8 protein-coding genes are annotated in these 17938 nt (G+C 71.4%); 7 read left to right on the top strand and 1 reads right to left on the bottom strand.

What is annotated here, in order from left to right:
- Positions 1 to 27: 27 nt before the first annotated feature.
- The 3 genes from OHA98_RS08765 to OHA98_RS08755 all read left to right on the top strand — a co-directional run bounded on the left by OHA98_RS08765 (position 28) and on the right by OHA98_RS08755 (position 6357).
- The gene (locus tag OHA98_RS08765) at positions 28 to 1914 is read left to right on the top strand and encodes an ABC transporter ATP-binding protein (RefSeq protein WP_266924010.1); all 1887 of its coding nucleotides are present in this window, start codon (positions 28 to 30) and stop codon (positions 1912 to 1914) included.
- Positions 1911 to 3824, top strand: a complete 1914-nt coding sequence (locus OHA98_RS08760) for an ABC transporter ATP-binding protein (protein WP_266924008.1) — start codon at positions 1911 to 1913, stop codon at positions 3822 to 3824. The genes OHA98_RS08765 and OHA98_RS08760 overlap by 4 nt, the downstream gene beginning before the upstream one ends.
- A gap of 499 nt (positions 3825 to 4323) precedes the next feature.
- Positions 4324 to 6357 carry a M4 family metallopeptidase gene (locus tag OHA98_RS08755; protein ID WP_266924007.1) on the top strand — a complete coding sequence of 678 codons (2034 nt, stop codon included), beginning with the start codon at positions 4324 to 4326 and terminating at the stop codon, positions 6355 to 6357.
- Positions 6358 to 6538: 181 nt separating this feature from the next.
- On the opposite strand, the gene glgP is transcribed toward OHA98_RS08755, so the two are convergent.
- Complete coding sequence (gene glgP, locus OHA98_RS08750; RefSeq protein WP_266924005.1) at positions 6539 to 9205, bottom strand: alpha-glucan family phosphorylase; 2667 nt, start codon at positions 9203 to 9205, stop codon at positions 6539 to 6541.
- A gap of 684 nt (positions 9206 to 9889) precedes the next feature.
- On the opposite strand from glgP, the gene OHA98_RS08745 reads away from it, so the two are divergent.
- From OHA98_RS08745 to glgB, 4 genes are all read left to right on the top strand, one after another.
- Positions 9890 to 11932, top strand: coding sequence for an alpha-1,4-glucan--maltose-1-phosphate maltosyltransferase (locus OHA98_RS08745; RefSeq protein WP_266924003.1), 2043 nt, complete (start codon positions 9890 to 9892; stop codon positions 11930 to 11932).
- Positions 11929 to 13635: a maltose alpha-D-glucosyltransferase gene (treS, locus tag OHA98_RS08740; protein ID WP_266924001.1), complete on the top strand. Its 1707-nt coding sequence runs from the start codon at positions 11929 to 11931 to the stop codon at positions 13633 to 13635. Before OHA98_RS08745 ends, treS begins: the two co-directional genes overlap by 4 nt.
- Before the next feature lie 220 nt (positions 13636 to 13855).
- A complete protein-coding gene (locus tag OHA98_RS08735) occupies positions 13856 to 15289 on the top strand; it encodes a maltokinase (protein ID WP_266923999.1) in 1434 nt (477 codons plus the stop codon).
- Between the two features lie 65 nt (positions 15290 to 15354).
- On the top strand, positions 15355 to 17814 hold the full coding sequence (glgB, locus tag OHA98_RS08730) for a 1,4-alpha-glucan branching enzyme (RefSeq protein WP_266923997.1): 2460 nt from the start codon (positions 15355 to 15357) through the stop codon (positions 17812 to 17814).
- Positions 17815 to 17938 lie beyond the last annotated feature (124 nt).

The raw sequence follows: 17938 nt of genomic DNA, 5'->3' as shown, positions 1-17938 counted from the left end.
CCGTGGTGAAACGTAGGGTCGGCTCTGATGCCCGAAAAACCTGCTGAGCACACGGAACGGTCCGCCGTGCGCTCCCTCCTGCGCCTGTGGCCCTATGTCCGCCCCGTCCGATTCCGCCTGGTCAGCGCCGCTGTCGTGGCGATCCTCGCCTCCTGTCTGGGGCTGGCGATCCCCCTCGTGCTGAAGTGGATGGTGGACGGCCCGGTCGCGGACCGTGACCCGGGCGGTGTCTGGCTCGGCGCGCTGTACCTCCTGCTGCTGGGCATCGTGGAGGCGCTGCTGTTCGGGCTGCGCCGATGGCTGGTGGCCCGGCCGCTGGCCGGGGTGGAGGCGTCGATGCGCGCCGCCCTCTACCGGCACCTGCAGCGGCTGCCGGTGGCCTTCCACGACCGTTGGCCCTCGGGGCAGTTGCTGTCGCGCGGAACCACGGATCTGATGCTGCTGCGGTTGTTCCTGGCGTTCCCGTTGACGTTCCTGCTGGTCAACGCCACCACGATCGTGGTCGGTTTCCTCATCCTGTTCGCTCAGGACTGGTCGCTCGGTCTGGTGCTGCTGGCACCGGCGGTCCCGCTGATGATCCTGTGCTCGCTCTTCGAGACGAAGTACGCGGTGGTCGCGCGCCGGGCCCAGGACCAGGTCGGGGACCTCACGACGGTCGTCGAGGAGAGCGTCCTGGGCATCCGCATCATCAAGGGCTTCGGCCGGCACCGCAGCCAGGCGCTGGCCTTCCGGGAGCTCTCGCGGCGGCTGCGCACCACGGAGCTGGGCAAGGCCAGGCTGCTCGCCGGTATCTGGGCCCTCATCACCGCCATCCCCGAGCTGGCGATCGGTGCCGCGCTGGTGCTCGGTACGGTCCAGGTGGCCGACGGGGACCTGTCGGCGGGCACGCTCGTGGCGTTCCTGTCGACGGCTCTCGCGCTGCGCTGGCCGGTGGAGTCGATCGGCTTCCTGCTGGCGATCAGTCAGGAGTCGGCGACCGCGACCGAGCGGTATTTCGAGGTCATGGACGTGGCGGAGGAGCTCGGTACGGAGGCGGCGGCCAAGGCCGGACCGGACACCGGCCCCGCGCCCGCGCACTCCTCCTCACGCTCCCTCTCCCCGGGCCTTCTGCCCGCCCCATCCGGTGCCGGCGACCGTGACCGTGACCGTGACCGGGGCGGACTGGCCTTCGAGGGGGTCGGGTTCCGCTACCCCGACGCCGCCCCCGGCTCCGTGCCCGTACTGAAGCGGATCGATCTGCGCATCCGGCCCGGCGAGACGATGGCCCTGGTGGGGGCCACCGGTTCCGGGAAGACCACGCTCACCGCGCTGGTCCCGCGGCTGCACGAGCTGACCGCCGGGCGGATCACCCTGGACGGCGAGGACATCGCCGCGATGGAGCGGCCCCGGCTGCGCGAACTGGTGTCGGTGGCGTTCGAGGAGCCCACCCTCTTCTCGGCGACCGTCGGCGAGAACGTGCTGATGGGCGCCGAGGGGGCCGGCGAGGAGGAGCTGCGGCGGGCGCTCTCGGTCGCGCAGGCGGACTTCGTGTACGACCTGCCGCACGGGCTCGACACCCAGGTCGGCGAGCAGGGGCTCAGCCTCTCCGGCGGCCAGCGGCAGCGGCTCGCGCTGGCCCGCGCGGTGGTCGGGAAGCCCCGTTTCCTGGTGCTCGACGACCCGCTCTCGGCCCTGGACGTGCACACGGAGACCCTGGTGGAGGCGGCGCTGCGGCGCGTGCTGGAGCACACGACCGCCGTGGTGGTCGCCCACCGGCCGTCCACCGTGATGCTCGCGGACCGGGTGGCTCTGCTCTCCGACGGCCGGATCAGCGCGGTCGGCACCCATCAGGAACTGCTGCGTGGCAACGCCGAGTACGCCTGGCTGATGTCGGGCGCCGAGCTCACCCCCTCGAAGGAGGGCAGTACGCGATGACGACCACCACCGACGACGCCGCACCCGCGGACGACGACCTGGCGCGCGATGCCGCGCCGCGCCCCGGGGCCGCCGAGGACACCAAGGGCTCCGGGGACTCGGGGGACTCAGGGGACTCCGGGGACTCGTTCGACCGGGACGCCCTGCCCGCACCGCGCGGGGCGACCAGGGCGCTGCTGGCCTCGCTGCTCGCGCCGATGCGCGGGCGGGTCGTCGTCGCCGTCCTCTTCCTGCTCCTCCAGCAGGCCGCCGTGCAGGCGGGCCCGCTGCTGGTGGCGTACGCCATCGACCGCGGTGTGCCGGCCTTCCGGGACCACGACTACGGGCCGCTTATCGCGGTGGCCGTCGGCTACGCGCTCTGTTCCATCGGCGCGGGAGTCCTCCAGTACGCGTTCATCAGGGCGGCCGCACGGATCAACCAGGACGTCCTGCTCGATCTGCGCGGGCGGATCTTCCGCCACGCCCAGGCCCTCAGCGTGGACTTCCACGAGCGCTACACCTCGGGCCGGCTGATCTCGCGGTCCACGACGGATGTGGAGTCACTGCGCGAACTCCTGGGTGAGGGGCTGCAGGAACTGATCGGCGTGGTCCTGTCGTTCGTCTCCATCTCGGTGATGCTGCTCTGGCTGGACCTGGGCATCGGAGCGATCGCGGTGTTCTCCTTCGTACCGCTGTATCTGCTGGTGCAGCTGTACCGGCGACGGGCGGGCCGGGTCTTCGCGGCCCGGTCCACGGCGATCGCCGCGGTCATCGTGAAGTTCGCGGAGACGATGAACGGCATCCGCCCGGTCCAGGCCTTCCGCCGGGAGCGCACCAACGACGCGGCGTTCGACACGCTCAACCACCGCCACGAGCGGACGAACGGGGACGCGCTGCTGGAGATGGCCCGCTATGTCGTCGGCTCCCGGCTGGTCGCCAACACGGCGGTTGCGGGGATGGTGCTGTGGGGCGCCTACCGGGTGGCGTCCGGCACGCTGGCACTGGGGGTGCTGGCCGCGGCGGTGCTGTATCTGCGGCGGCTGTACGACCCGATCGACCGGCTCGGGATGTTCCTCAACTCCTACCAGTCGGCCGCCGCGTCGTTGGACAAGATCGCCGGGCTGCTGGCGCAGACGCCCACCGTTCCGGAGACCGCCGATCCGAAGGAGCTGCCCGCCCGCTCCGGCGAACACCCGGGCCGCGAGGTCACGTTCGACGGGGTGAGCTTCGCCTACCGCACGGGCGGCGAGGTCCTGCCCCGCTTCGGCCTGAGCATCCCGGCCGGGCAGACCGTGGCCGTGGTCGGATCCACGGGCGCCGGGAAGTCGACGCTCGCCAAGCTGCTGGCCCGGTTCTACGATCCGACCGACGGCCGGGTCCTGCTGGACGGCGTCGACCTGCGCGACCTCGACACCGCCGGGCTGCGCAAGGGGGTGGTGATGGTGACCCAGGAGGCGTTCCTGTTCTCCGGCACGGTCGCCGAGAACATCGCGATCGGCCGCCCGGACGCGACGCCCGCGGACATCGAGCGGGCGGCCAGGGCCATCGGGGCGCACGAGTTCATCGCCGGTCTCCCCGAGGGCTACGACACGGACGTACGCAAGCGGGGCGGCCGGATCTCCGCCGGTCAGCGCCAGTTGGTCGCGTTCGCGCGGGCCCTGCTGGCCGACCCGGCGGTACTGATCCTCGACGAGGCGACCAGTTCGCTGGACATCCCCGGTGAGCGCGCGGTACAGCAGGCCATGGACACGGTGCTGCACGGCCGTACGGCGGTGGTGATCGCGCACCGGCTGTCGACCGTGGAGATCGCGGACCGGGTGCTGGTGATGGAGCACGGCCGCATCGTGGAGGACGGCGCCCCGGCCGAACTGATCGGCGGAACGGGCCGGTTCGCCGGTCTGCACCGAGCGTGGCGGGACAGCCTGGCCTGACCGCTCCCCTCCCCCGGGCCCTCGTCCCCGTCGCCGGGGGCGTGACGAAGCCGGTGCCGCCGAACGGGCGGCGCCGGCTTCGCCATGCCCGGGTGACGGCCCGCCCGAGACCGCTCCCGCACTCGCGCACGGCGCATGGGCGGCGCACGAACGGCACGCGAGCGGTGGCCGGAACGCGCCAGAGCGGCGCTCGGTCTCAACAAGTGGTCGGATGCCGCTTCCCCGTTCGCTGTTCGAACACGACGACTGACGGCCAATCCTGTGCGCACGCTGTGAATACGGGCTCCCGGGCCCCCCGGGTGACATTGCGGTGATGATCGACGAAACGTCCGCTTAACGAACATGACCTTTTCGGCAACGAACGAATTCCGGCCAACTTGTTGACGCGGTCCTGACACGAGTACGCATCTGCTGACACTCTTCCCCCGTTCTGCGCACCGCCTGCACTGTCCGGACGGCCACCAGCGCCGCCGGTACCCCCCTCGCAGAAGGAGTCCGCGTGAGATCCACGCCCAGCCGTCGTGCCACCGCGACCGGCGCTCTGATAGCCGCAGCAGCCCTCCTCGCTGTCGGTGTCCAGTCCGGCACCGCGACCGCCACCCCCGGCAGCGCCCCCGGCGCCGTCCCGGCGGCGGCCTCCAAGGCCGACCCCGGTTCGCTCCCCGCGAAGCTCTCGCCCGCCGAGCGCGCCGAGCTGATCAGCGAGGCCAACTCCACCAGGGCGGCCACCGCCAAGGAGCTCGGACTCGGGTCCGGGGAGAAGCTCGTCGTCCGCGATGTCGTGCAGGACCAGGACGGCACCACGCACACCCGCTACGAGCGCACCCTCGCCGGGCTGCCCGTCCTCGGCGGCGACCTGGTCGTCCAGCAGACCAAGGCCGGGAAGACCGAGGGCGTCACCAAGGCATCGCGGGCGACCACCGCCCAGCTGAAGGCCGTCGGCCTCTCGGCCGACGTGGCCCCGGCCGCCGCCGAGAAGCAGGCACTCGGCGCGGCGAAGGCCGAGGGCTCGAAGCAGACCGAGGCGAGCGAGGCCCCGCGCAAGGTCGTCTGGCTGGCCGGCGGCACCCCGCAGCTGGCGTACGAGACCGTCGTCGGCGGTCTCCAGCACGACGGCACCCCCAACGAGCTGCACGTCGTGACCGACGCCTCCACCGGCGCCAAGCTGTACGAGTGGCAGGGTGTCGAGAACGGCACCGGCAACACCCAGTACAGCGGCCAGGTCACGCTGGGCACCGCGCCGTCGTACACCCTGACGGACACCACCCGCGGCAACCACAAGACGTACAACCTGAACCACGGTTCGTCCGGCACCGGGACGCTGTTCTCCGGCTCCGACGACATCTGGGGCGACGGCACCCCGCAGAACGTCGAGACCGCCGGGGCCGACGCCCACTACGGCGCCGCCGAGACCTGGGACTACTACAAGAACGTGCACGGCCGCACCGGTATCCGCGGTGACGGTGTCGGCGCGTACTCCCGCGTCCACTACGGCAACAACTACGTCAACGCGTTCTGGCAGGACAGCTGCTTCTGCATGACGTACGGGGACGGCAGCGGCAACGCCGCACCGCTGACCTCGCTCGACGTGGCCGCCCACGAGATGACGCACGGCGTCACCGCCGCCACGGCCAACCTGGTCTACAGCGGTGAGTCCGGCGGCCTGAACGAGGCCACCTCCGACATCTTCGCCGCGGGCGTGGAGTTCTACTCCAACACCGCCCAGGACCCGGGCGACTACCTCGTCGGCGAGAAGATCGACATCAACGGCGACGGCACCCCGCTGCGCTACATGGACAAGCCGAGCAAGGACGGCGCGTCCAAGGACGCCTGGTACTCCGGTATCGGCAACGTCGACGTCCACTACTCCTCGGGCCCGGCGAACCACTGGTTCTACCTGCTCTCCGAGGGCAGCGGCGCCAAGACGGTCAACGGGGTCAACTACGACTCCCCGACCTCCGACGGTCTGCCGGTGACCGGCATCGGCCGGGACAAGGCCCTGCAGATCTGGTTCAAGGCGCTCACCACCAAGTTCACCTCCACGACGAACTACGCCGCCGCCCGCACCGGCACGCTCGCCGTGGCCAGTGAGCTGTACGGCGCCACCAGCCCCGAGTACGCGGCCGTGGCCCACGCCTGGGCCGGCATCAACGTCGGTGCGCGTCCCGGCGGTACCGACCCGGGCGGTGTGGTCTTCGAGAACACCACCGCGGTCGCCATCCCGGACAACGGCGCTGCCGTCACCAGCTCGGTCAACGTCACCGGCCGTACGGGCAACGCCCCCAGCGCCCTCAAGGTCGGCGTGGACATCAGCCACACCTGGCGCGGTGACCTGGTCGTCGACCTGGTCGCGCCGGACGGAACCGCGTACCGCCTGAAGAACTCCTCCTCCGGCGACTCCGCGGACAACGTGGTGGAGACCTTCACGGTCAACGCCTCGTCCGAGGTGGCCAACGGCACCTGGAAGCTCAAGGTCCAGGACATCGCCTCGCAGGACACCGGACGCATCAACAGCTTCAAGCTGACCTTCTAGTCGCGGGCGGAGGCCGGACGCCTCCGATCGCCCGCACGGGTCGCACGCACCGCGCACAGGAACGGCCCGGGAGGATTCCGTCCTCCCGGGCCGTTCCGGCGTCCGCGCCGGCCATCCCCCGGATCAGGCCGGGCCGTCCGCGTGCGTCAGGGTCTCCCGAGCACCCCGCCGGGGCGGCCCCTCAGCGCGTCGGCGCTCCCTCGCCCTCCCCCGTCGCGTCCGTCGGCAGCGCGACGAGGCCCAGTTCGGCGCCGGAGGCCAGCAGCGGGTGGGCCGGCAGGACGCGCACGGTGTAGCCGTACGGTCCCGTGCGGTCCAGGGCCAGCGGCCCCCCGTACAGCAGCCGGCCCTCCAGGTCATGGCCGCCCGCCGGTTTCAGCGGGAAGACCTGGGCGTCCGCGATGGCGTCCCCGGAATCGACCCGCCCGGCGACCGCCTGCACCTCCACGTCGTCCGGGTCGAGACCGCCGAGCGCGATGCGGACCCGGAGCGCCAGGGTGGAGCCCAGCTCCGCCGAACCGCCCGCGGCGCTGCCGGTCACGGCCTCCACATGGTCGACGGACACCTTCGGCCAGGCGGCCCGGACGCGGGCCTTCCACTCCGCGAGCTCCCGGGCCGCTTCCGGCCCCAGAGCCCGCCTGGCCCGTGCGGCGGGGGCGTACAGCCGCTCCACATACTCACGCACCATGCGTCCCGCGAGCACCTTGGGGCCCAGCGTGACCAGGGTGCGGCGGACCATCTCGACCCAGCGCTCGGGCAGTCCCTCGCCGTCGCGGTCGTAGAAGCGGGGCGCGACCCGGTTCTCGATCAGTTCGTACAGGGCGTTGGCCTCCAGCTCGTCGCGCCGGTCCTCGTCGACGGCCGAACCGTCGGCGGTCGGGATCGCCCAGCCGAAGTCCGGCTCGAACCACTCGTCCCACCAGCCGTCGCGCACCGAGAGATTGAGACAGCCGTTCAGCGCCGCCTTCATCCCGCTGGTGCCGCACGCCTCCAGCGGGCGCAGCGGGTTGTTGAGCCAGACGTCGCAGCCCGGGTAGAGCTTCTGCGCCATCGCCATGCCGTAGTCCGGCAGGAAGACGATGCGGTGGCGCACCTGCGGGTCGTCCGCGAACCGCACCAGCTCCTGGACCAGCCGCTTCCCGCCGTCGTCGGCCGGGTGCGCCTTGCCCGCGACGACGATCTGGATCGGCCGGCCCGGGTGCAGGAGCAGTGCCCGCAGCCGGTCGCGGTCGCGCAGCATCAGCGTGAGCCGTTTGTACGAGGGGACGCGGCGGGCGAAGCCGATGGTGAGGACGTCCGGGTCGAGGACACCGTCGATCCAGCCGAGTTCGGCCGTGCCGGCGCCACGCCTGCGCCAGGAGGCGTAGAGCCGTTTGCGCACCTCGCTCACCAGTTGTTCGCGCAGCGTCCGGCGCAGGTCCCAGATCTCCCGGTCGGGGACGGCGGTCACGGCGTTCCACCGCCGGGGCGTACCGGAGCGGCGCTCACCGGCCACTTCGCCGCCGGTCAGGGCGTCCTGCGCCCGGTCGGTGCCGAAGTGCCGGGCGCCGAGCCGGAGGACTTCCGGGGCGACCCAGGTCGGGGCGTGGACCCCGTTGGTCACCGAGGTGATCGGCACCTCCGCGGGGTCGAAGCCGGGCCAGAGGCCGGAGAACATCTCGCGGCTGACGGCCCCGTGCAGGGTGGAGACCCCGTTGGCGCGCTGGGCGAGCCGCAGCCCCATGACCGCCATGTTGAACAGGTCCGGCGCGCCGTCGCCGGGGTGGGTCTCCTGGCCGAGCCGGAGGATCCGCTCGACGCCGACGCCCGGCAGTTCGCCGCCCTCGCCGAAGTGGCGGGCGATCAGCTGCCGGTCGAACCGGTCTATCCCGGCGGGGACCGGGGTGTGCGTGGTGAAGACGGTGCCGGCCCGGACCACTTCCAGCGCCGCGTCGAACCCGAGGCCGTCCCCGGAGAGTTCCCGGATCCGCTCCAGGCCGAGGAATCCGGCGTGCCCCTCATTGGTGTGGAACACCTCGGGGTCCGGCGTCCCGGTGAGCCGGCAGTAGGTGCGCACGGCCCGCACTCCGCCGATGCCGAGCAGCATCTCCTGGAGGAGCCGGTGGTCGCTGCCACCGCCGTACAGCCGGTCGGTGACATCGCGCTCGCCCGGCGCGTTCTCCTCGACGTCGGAGTCGAGCAGCAGCAGGGGCACGCGGCCGACCCGGGCCTGCCAGACGCAGGCGTGCAGACAGCGTCCGCCGGGCAGGGCGAGCACCACCCGGGCGGGGGTGCCGTCGGCCTCCCTGAGCAGGTCGAGCGGGAGTTCGTTGGGGTCCAGGACGGGATAGTGCTCCTGCTGCCAGCCGTCGCGGGAGAGGGTCTGGCGGAAGTAGCCGTGCCGGTAGAGCAGGCCGACCCCGATGAGCGGTACGCCGAGGTCGCTGGCGGCCTTGAGGTGGTCGCCCGCCAGGATGCCGAGTCCGCCGGAGTACTGCGGCAGTGCGGCCGTCACCCCGAACTCGGGGGAGAAGTAGGCGATGGCGGCGGGCAGTTCAGCACCCTCGGCCAGTCGGTTCTGGTACCACCGGGGGTCCTCCAGATACTGCCGGAGGTTCTCGGACGCCCCGGCGAGCCGGGTCAGGAACTCCTCGTCCCGGGCCAGCTCGGCGAGCCGTCCCGCGGACAGGGAGCCGAGCAGGCGTACGGGGTCGGCGTCCGCGGGCCGCCAGCCCTCGGGGTCGGCGGACCGGAAGAGCTCACGGGTCTCGTTGTGCCAGGACCAGCGCAGATTGCGGGCGAGGTCATGGAGGGGTCGCAGGGATTCGGGGAGGACGGGACGCACGGTGAATCGACGAATGGCCTTCACGTATTCCACCTTTACAGGGGACGTACGGATCCGAGGGGACGCACCACGGTGTGCGCCGCTCCGTCACCCTCGACGACCGACCCTAGTGGCGGCCCGCCGACAGCGGCCACGGCGCGCGGACGGCTCACAGGGTCCGGTGGCTTCCCGCCCCGCCCGCCCCCGCACCTCTCGCGCACCTCTCCCGGACGCCCCACTGTCACCGCGGGCACCGTTCCGCCTCACCGTTCACCTGGGGGTTTGGCCGGTTTCTCCTCCGTGCGCGGCCTTGTGGACCCTCGCACCACAGGGAAGGCTGCCGTGTGGCGCCGCACAACGGGTATCCGGAAACCTGTGGAGGCGCCCCGGCCCCGTACGCCCACCGGGGCGCGCGCCGGGAGCCCGGCCACGACCGGGTCGTTGACACGGGCGCCGGATTGCCCACCCGAGGCCTCGGGGAAGGCTTTCCCGGTACGCGGCCCGCCCGGGCCCCCACACGTTCTTCGCGCACGTCATCCGTGTGTGAACACCCGCGACCCATCCATTCGAGTGCCATTGGAGTGAACGCGGACAGGAGCGGCCATGCCCACAGCCCGTCACCCGACAACGGAGCAGCTAAAAAGGACAGATCCCCATCATCGCGACATGCGCGGTCGGTCCTCCGCATCCGTGCCGCACCCCGTGCACGCCCAGCCCCCAGGTGATTCCATGATCGGTCGAATTCCCGTCCTGGACGTCCGTCCTCGTCTCGACTGCGGAAGACGGCCGGCGAAGGCCGTGGTCGGCGAGACCTTCGAGGTCACCGCCACCGTCTTCCGCGAAGGCCATGACGCGGTCGCCGCCAATGCCGTGCTGCGCGATCCGAACGGACGCACCGGCCCCTGGACACCGATGCGTGAGCTGGCCCCCGGTACGGACCGCTGGGGCGCCGGGGTCACACCCGGCAGCGAGGGACGCTGGACGTACACGGTCGAGGCCTGGAGCGATCCGGTCACCACCTGGCGCCGCGCCGCCGCGGTCAAGATCCCGGCGGGCATCGACACGGCCCTGGTGCTGGCGGAGGGCGCCGCGCTGTACGAGCGGGCCGCCGCCGGCGTACCGAAGAGGGACGGGCGCGAGGCGGTGCTGGCCGCGGCCGACGCGCTGCGCGACACGGCCCGCCCGGCCGCGTCGCGGCTGGCGGCGGCGCTGACCCCGGCGGCGGACGCGGCGCTCGCCCGTCATCCCCTGCGCGAACTGGTCACCCGCTCCCGCCCGCTGCCGGTGATGGTGGAGCGCCGGCGGGCCCTGTACGGCTCCTGGTACGAGCTGTTCCCGCGCTCCGAGGGCGCCGGGGCGGAGCCGTGCGAGCCCCCGGGGAAGAGGGCCCGGGGCAGGGCGGCCCGGCCGGGCCCCGCCCCCACCCGCCTCGTCAGCGGCACCTTCCGGACGGCCGCCGAGCGGCTGCCCGCCGTCGCCGCGATGGGCTTCGACGTCGTGTACCTCCCGCCGATCCATCCCATCGGCACCACCCACCGCAAGGGCCGCGACAACTCCCTCTCCCCCGGCGCCGACGACCCCGGGGTGCCCTGGGCGATCGGTTCGGCCGACGGCGGTCACGACGCCGTCCACCCGGAGCTGGGCACCCTGGAGGACTTCGGCCACTTCGTCGCGACGGCCCGCACCCTGCGGATGGAGATCGCGCTGGACTTCGCGCTCCAGTGCTCCCCCGACCACCCCTGGGTGAAGGAACACCCCGAGTGGTTCCATCACCGGCCGGACGGCAGCATCGCGTACGCCGAGAATCCGCCCAAGAAGTACCAGGACATCTATCCGATCGCCTTCGACAGGGATCTGCGCGGCCTGGTCGCCGAGACGGTGCGCATCCTTCGGTTCTGGATGGACCACGGGGTACGGATCTTCCGCGTCGACAATCCGCACACCAAGCCGGTGGTCTTCTGGGAGAAGGTGATCGCCGACATCAACGGCACCGACCCCGATGTGATCTTCCTGGCCGAGGCGTTCACCCGCCCCGCGATGATGCGGACGCTCGGCGCGATCGGGTTCCAGCAGTCCTACACGTACTTCACCTGGCGCAACACCAAACGGGAGCTCACGGAGTACGTCACCGAACTGGCCGGCGAGACCGCCTCGTACATGCGGCCCAACTTCTTCGTGAACACGCCGGACATCCTGCCCGGCTATCTCCAGGACGGCGGCCGTCCGGCCTTCGAGGCCCGTGCGGTGCTCGCCGCCACGCTGGCCCCGTCCTGGGGGGTGTACGCGGGCTTCGAACTGTGCGAGAACACCGCCGCGGGGCCGGGGAGCGAGGAGTACCTGCACTCGGAGAAGTACCAACTCAGGCCGAGGGACTGGGAGTCGGCCGAGCGTGCGGGCCGTTCGCTGGCCCCGCTGATCACCTCGCTCAACCGGATCCGGCGCCGCCACCCCGCGCTCCAGCAGCTGCGCGACGTGCATTTCCACGACGTCGACAACGAGGCGCTGATCGCGTACAGCAAGCGCTCCGGCCCGGACATCGTTCTGGTCGTGGTGAACCTCGATCCGCACCACACCCAGGAGGCCACGGTCTCGTTGGACATGCCGAAGCTCTGCCTCGACTGGCACGAGACCGTACCGGTGCGCGATGAGCTCACCGGCGACACCTATCACTGGGGCAGGACCTTCTATGTGCGCCTAGAGCCGGGCATCACGCCCGCGCACATCGTCGTCCTGCGACCGTCCCCGCCGACCGGAGGGTCACCCACACCATGATCGTCAATGAGCCTGTCCACGACACGTTCGAGGACACTCCCGCCAAGGACCGCGATCCCGACTGGTTCAAGCGCGCCGTCTTCTACGAGGTACTCGTCCGGTCCTTCCAGGACTCCAACGGCGACGGCATCGGCGACCTCAAGGGCATCACCGCCAAGCTGGACTATCTACAGTGGCTGGGCGTCGACTGCCTCTGGCTGCCGCCGTTCTTCAAGTCACCGCTGCGCGACGGCGGCTACGACGTGTCCGACTACACCGCCGTGCTGCCGGAGTTCGGCGATCTCGCCGACTTCGTGGAGTTCGTGGACGCCGCGCACCAGCGCGGCATGCGCGTGATCATCGACTTCGTCATGAACCACACGAGCGATCAGCACGACTGGTTCCAGCAGTCCCGCAGCGATCCCGACGGCCCGTACGGCGACTACTACGTCTGGGCCGACGACGACAAACAGTTCCAGGACGCCCGGATCATCTTCGTCGACACCGAGACGTCCAACTGGACCTTCGACCCGGTGCGCAAGCAGTACTACTGGCACCGCTTCTTCTCCCACCAGCCCGATCTCAACTACGAGAACCCGGCGGTGCAGGAGGAGATCGTCTCCGCGCTGCGCTTCTGGCTGGACCTCGGCATCGACGGGTTCCGCGTCGACGCCGTGCCCTACCTCTACCAGCGCGAGGGCACCAACTGCGAGAACCTCCCCGAGACCCATGAATTCCTCAAGCGGGTCCGCAAGGAGATCGACGCCAACTACCCGGACACCGTGCTGCTCGCCGAGGCCAACCAGTGGCCCGAGGACGTGGTCGACTACTTCGGCGACTACCGGGCCGGCGGCGACGAGTGCCACATGGCGTTCCACTTCCCGGTGATGCCGCGGATCTTCATGGCCGTACGGCGCGAGAGCCGCTACCCGGTCTCGGAAATCCTGGCGAAGACACCGGCGATCCCGAAGAACTGCCAGTGGGGCATCTTCCTGCGCAACCACGACGAGCTGACGCTCGAAATGGTCACGGACGAAGAGCGCGACTACATGTACGCGGAGTACGCCAAGGACCCGCGGATGCGCGCCAACATCGGCATCCGGCGGCGGCTGGCGCCCCTCCTGGACAACGACCGCAACCAGATCGAGCTGTTCACCGCTCTGCTGCTGTCCCTGCCCGGGTCCCCGATCCTCTACTACGGGGACGAGATCGGGATGGGCGACAACATCTGGCTGGGCGACCGGGACGCGGTCCGGACGCCGATGCAGTGGACACCCGACCGGAACGCCGGTTTCTCCTCCAGCGATCCCGGGCGGCTCTACCTCCCCACGATCATGGACCCGGTATACGGCTACCAGGTCACCAATGTCGAGGCGGCGATGGCCTCGCCGTCCTCGCTGCTGCACTGGACGCGGCGGATGATCGAGATCCGTAAGCAGAATCCGGCCTTCGGCCTCGGCTCGTACGACGAACTGCCCTCCTCGAACCCGGCGGTGCTGGCGTTCACGCGGGAGTACAAGGACGACCTCGTGCTGTGCGTCCACAACTTCTCGCGCTTCGCCCAGCCCACGGAGCTGGACCTGCGGTCGTTCACCGGGCGTCATCCGGTGGAGCTGATCGGCGGGGTCCGCTTCCCCGCCGTCGGCCAGTGGCCCTACCTGCTGACCCTCGCGGGACACGGCTTCTACTGGTTCCGGCTGCGCAAGGACGCCCCGGCGGCCTGATGCCACCGCCGCCCCGTGCGCCGCGGTTTCCACCGACCCGCACGGGGCACTCTCCCCCACATCGAGCTCTTCCGGACTCCGCCGGGCCCTTCGGGGCTCATCGGGCCGAGTCCGTACGGACCATCCTCACCCGACACGTCCCGCACAGCCGGACAGCCATTGCCGCAATCCGGGACACTCTTCGCATCCTGTGGTGTGCCCGGGGAAAGGACGCGATGCCATGTCGGAGGCTGCATCCACTCACGTCGCCCTGGCGAAGAGCACAAGGAACAGCGCGGCGAAGCACGGTCCGACGCCGGGCGGTCCGGTGGACGGAGCGCTGCTTCCGTCCCTCGCCCCCCTGCTCCATGAATGGCTGCCCCGGCAGCGGTGGTTCGCCGGCAAGGGGCAGCCGGTCACCGGCTTCTCCCTCGTATCGGCGACGGAGATGCTGCCGGTGGACGGCCCCGGCCCCGGACTGATCCATCTGCTCGTCCAGGTCCAGCAGCCGTCCCTGTCCGCCCGCCCCGCCGACGACTGCTACCAACTCCTGCTCGGCGTACGGGAGTCACTGCCTCCCCTGCTCGCACCCGCGCTGATCGGCGAGGTGACCCAGGGGCCGCTGGCCGGGCGCACCGTGTACGACGGGCTGCACGACCCACGCCTGGCCGGCCTGCTGCTGGAACGATTCCGCCGACCCGGTTCCCTCGGCCCCCTCCGCTTCGAGCGGACCGCCCCGGTCCCGGCCGGGCTCGCCCCACGGGTGCTGGACGCCGAGCAGTCCAACTCCTCGCTCGTCTACGGCGACGCGTACATCCTCAAGATCTTCCGGCGGGTCTTCCCCGGCACCAACCCCGACCTCGAACTGCCCCTCGCGCTGACCCGCGAGGGATGCGGGCGGGTACCGGCCCCGGTCGCGTGGTTCGAGGCCGCCGCTCCCGAACCGCTCACCCTGGGGGTGCTCCAGCCCTTTCTGCGCGGCGCCCGGGACGGCTGGCAGCTGGCCCTGGCCGCGCTGGCCGAGGGCCGCGACTTCGTCCCCGAGGCGCGGGCGGTGGGCCGGGCCACCGCCGAGGTGCACACCGCGCTCGCCGCCGCCCTGCCCACTCCCGCGCTGCAGGGCCCGCAGACCACGCACCTCGTCGCCCGGATGACCCGACGGCTGGAGGCGGCGGCGCAGGCGGTGCCGGACCTCGTGCCGTACGTCCCCGGGCTGCGCACCTCGTTCGACGCCGTCACCGCCCTCGGGCACCAGGGCCGCGACTGGGCCGCCCAGCGGATCCACGGCGATCTGCACCTCGGCCAGACGCTCCGCGCCGACGACGGATTCTGGTCACTGATCGACTTCGAGGGCGAGCCGTCCCGCCCGCTCCCGGAGCGCCGCCGCCCGCAGCCACCGGTACGCGATGTCGCGGGCATGCTCCGTTCCTTCGACTACGCGGCCCGCTCGCACCACCCGTGGAACGCGGAGTGGGCGGCCCGCTGCCGTGCCGCGTACTGCGAGGGCTACGCGGAGGCCTCGGGCGCCGATCCGCGCAGCGAACCGGAGCTGCTGCGCGCCCATGAGACCGACAAGGCGGTGTACGAGGTGCTGTACGAGGCCCGGCACCGCCCCGACTGGCTGCCGGTCCCGATGGCCGCCATCCACCGGCTGGCCACGGCCCCCACGGCCTGAACCGTCCTGGCCACCGCCCCCTCCACACCCCTGGTTCCCGACACCCTCCGAGGAGGCAGTCCCCCGTGACCGCCCGCAAGCCGTCCCGCAAGCCGTCCCGTTCACGCAAGTCCGCCGAGGCGGTCGAGGCCGTCGCCGAGGCCGTCCGGGCCACCGAGGCCGTCGAGTTCGTCCAGGCCGCCGAGGTCACCGAGGCCGTCCGGGCCGTCCGGGCCGCCGAGTCCGTCGAGGTCGCGCCCGTTCAGCAGCCCCCACCCGGCGGGATCACCGCTCCGGCCGCCGTACCCGCAGCCGCCCCGCCCCGGCCCCGGCACGGTGGGGGCGGGGCGGGTGTCCGGCCGGCCCCTCCCCTGGACGGCGGGGAACGGGCCCGGCTGCTGGCCGGCGAGCACCACGCGCCGCACGATCTGCTGGGAGCGCGTCTGACCCGGAGCGGGGTGGTCCTGCGGGTGCTGCGCCCGTTCGCCCGCTCGGTCACGGTGCTCGGCAAGGGCCTGCGTGCCGAACTGCACGAGGACGGGGACGGCTTCTTCTCCGGGATCCTGCCGATGCCCTCGGTACCCGAGTACCGGCTCCACGTGGTCTACGAGGACAACGAGGCCGAGGCACAGGACCCGTACCGCTTCCTGCCCGCGCTCGGTGATCTCGATCTGCATCTGATCGGCGAGGGGCGGCACGAGGAGCTGTGGACGGCGCTCGGCGCCCGGCCCATGGAACACCAGGGAGTCGCGGGGACCCGGTTCACCCTGTGGGCGCCGAACGCTCGCGGGGTGCGGGTGAGCGGCGACTTCAACTACTGGGACGGCACGGGCTTCCCGATGCGTTCGCTCGGCTCCACGGGGGTGTGGGAGCTGTTCGTGCCCGCCGTCGGCGAGGGCGCCCTGTACAAGTTCGACATCTGCCGCCCCGACGGTTCGCACACTCTGCGGGCCGACCCGATGGCCCGGCACGCCGAGGTGCCGCCCGCCAACGCCTCGGTGGTCACGGCCTCGCACCACGAGTGGCAGGACGCCGAGTGGATGGCACACCGGGGGGACCGTCCGGTGCACGAGGCACCCTTCTCGGTCTACGAGGTGCATCTTCCGTCCTGGCGACCGGGCCTGACCTATCGTCAGCTCGCGGACCAACTGCCCTCGTACGTCAAGGACCTGGGCTTCACGCATGTGGAGCTGATGCCGGTCTCCGAGCACCCCTTCGGGGGCTCCTGGGGCTACCAGGTCACGGGGTTCTTCGCGCCGACCTCACGCATGGGGACGCCGGACGACTTCCGGTTCCTGGTGGACGCGCTGCACGGGGCGGGTGTCGGCGTGATCGCCGACTGGGTGCCCGCGCACTTCCCGCGCGACGACTGGGCGCTGGCGGAATTCGACGGGCGCGCGCTGTACGAGCACTCGGACCCCTCGCGGGCCGCACACCCGGACTGGGGGACCCTGGAGTTCGACTTCGGCCGCAAGGAGGTGCGTAACTTCCTTGTCTCCAACGCCACTTACTGGTGCGAGGAGTTCCACATCGACGGGCTGCGGGTGGACGCCGTCGCCTCGATGCTCTACCTCGACTACTCCCGCGAGGACGGCGAGTGGTCGCCGAACGAGCACGGCGGCCGGGAGAATCTGGACGCCGTCTCCTTCCTCCAGGAGATGAACGCGACCGTGTACCGGCGCAACCCCGGGGTCGTCACCATCGCCGAGGAGTCCACCGCCTGGGACGGTGTCACCCGCGCCACGCACCATGCGGGCCCCGGCGGCTTCGGCGGTCTCGGCTTCGGGCTGAAGTGGAACATGGGCTGGATGCACGACTCGCTCGGCTACGTGGAGAAGGAGCCGGTGCACCGCAAGTACCACCACGGCGAGATGACCTTCTCCATGGTGTACGCGTACAGCGAGAACTACGTTCTGCCGATCTCGCACGACGAGGTGGTGCACGGAAAGCGTTCGCTGGTCAGCAAGATGCCCGGCGACTGGTGGCAGCAGCGGGCCAACCACCGGGCGTACCTGGGCTTCATGTGGGCGCACCCGGGCAAGCAACTCCTCTTCATGGGACAGGAGTTCGCCCAGGGAGCCGAGTGGTCCGAGGGGCACGGTCCGGACTGGTGGCTGCTCGACCCGTCGTACGGGGCGTCGGCCGACCACCGCGGCGTACGCACCCTGGTCGGCGATCTGAACGCGGTCTACGGGGCGCTGCCCGCCCTCTGGCAGTGCGACACGGTGCCGGAGGGCTTCAGCTGGGTGGACGGGGGCGCGTCCGAGGACAATGTGTTCGCGTTCCTGCGGTACGACGCGGACGGCTCACCGCTGCTCGCGGTCTCCCACTTCTCCCCCGTCGTACGGCACGACTACCGCCTCGGCGTCCCCGAGGCGCCGGAGGCCTGGGTGGAGGTGCTGAACACGGACGCGGTCCGTTACGGCGGTGGCGGGGTGCGCAACGAGGAACCGGTGCGGCCGGAGGCGGTGGCCGCGCACGGCAGGCCGGCGAGCGTCGCGGTGACGCTGCCGCCGCTGGCGACGGTGTGGTTCCGCCCCGCCTGACACCGGTCCGCCGGACACACCGCGCACTCGGCCCGCCGAAGCGGCGGGCACGGTCCCTGTGGTGAACGCGGCCTGCAGAGAACCCACTTGCTTGCCAGATACCGACATTCGGGCAAGTATCCAG

The sequence above is a fragment of the Streptomyces sp. NBC_00654 genome (assembly GCF_026341775.1).
Lineage (GTDB): Bacteria > Actinomycetota > Actinomycetes > Streptomycetales > Streptomycetaceae > Streptomyces.
This window is presented reverse-complemented; position numbering and strand designations above follow the sequence as displayed.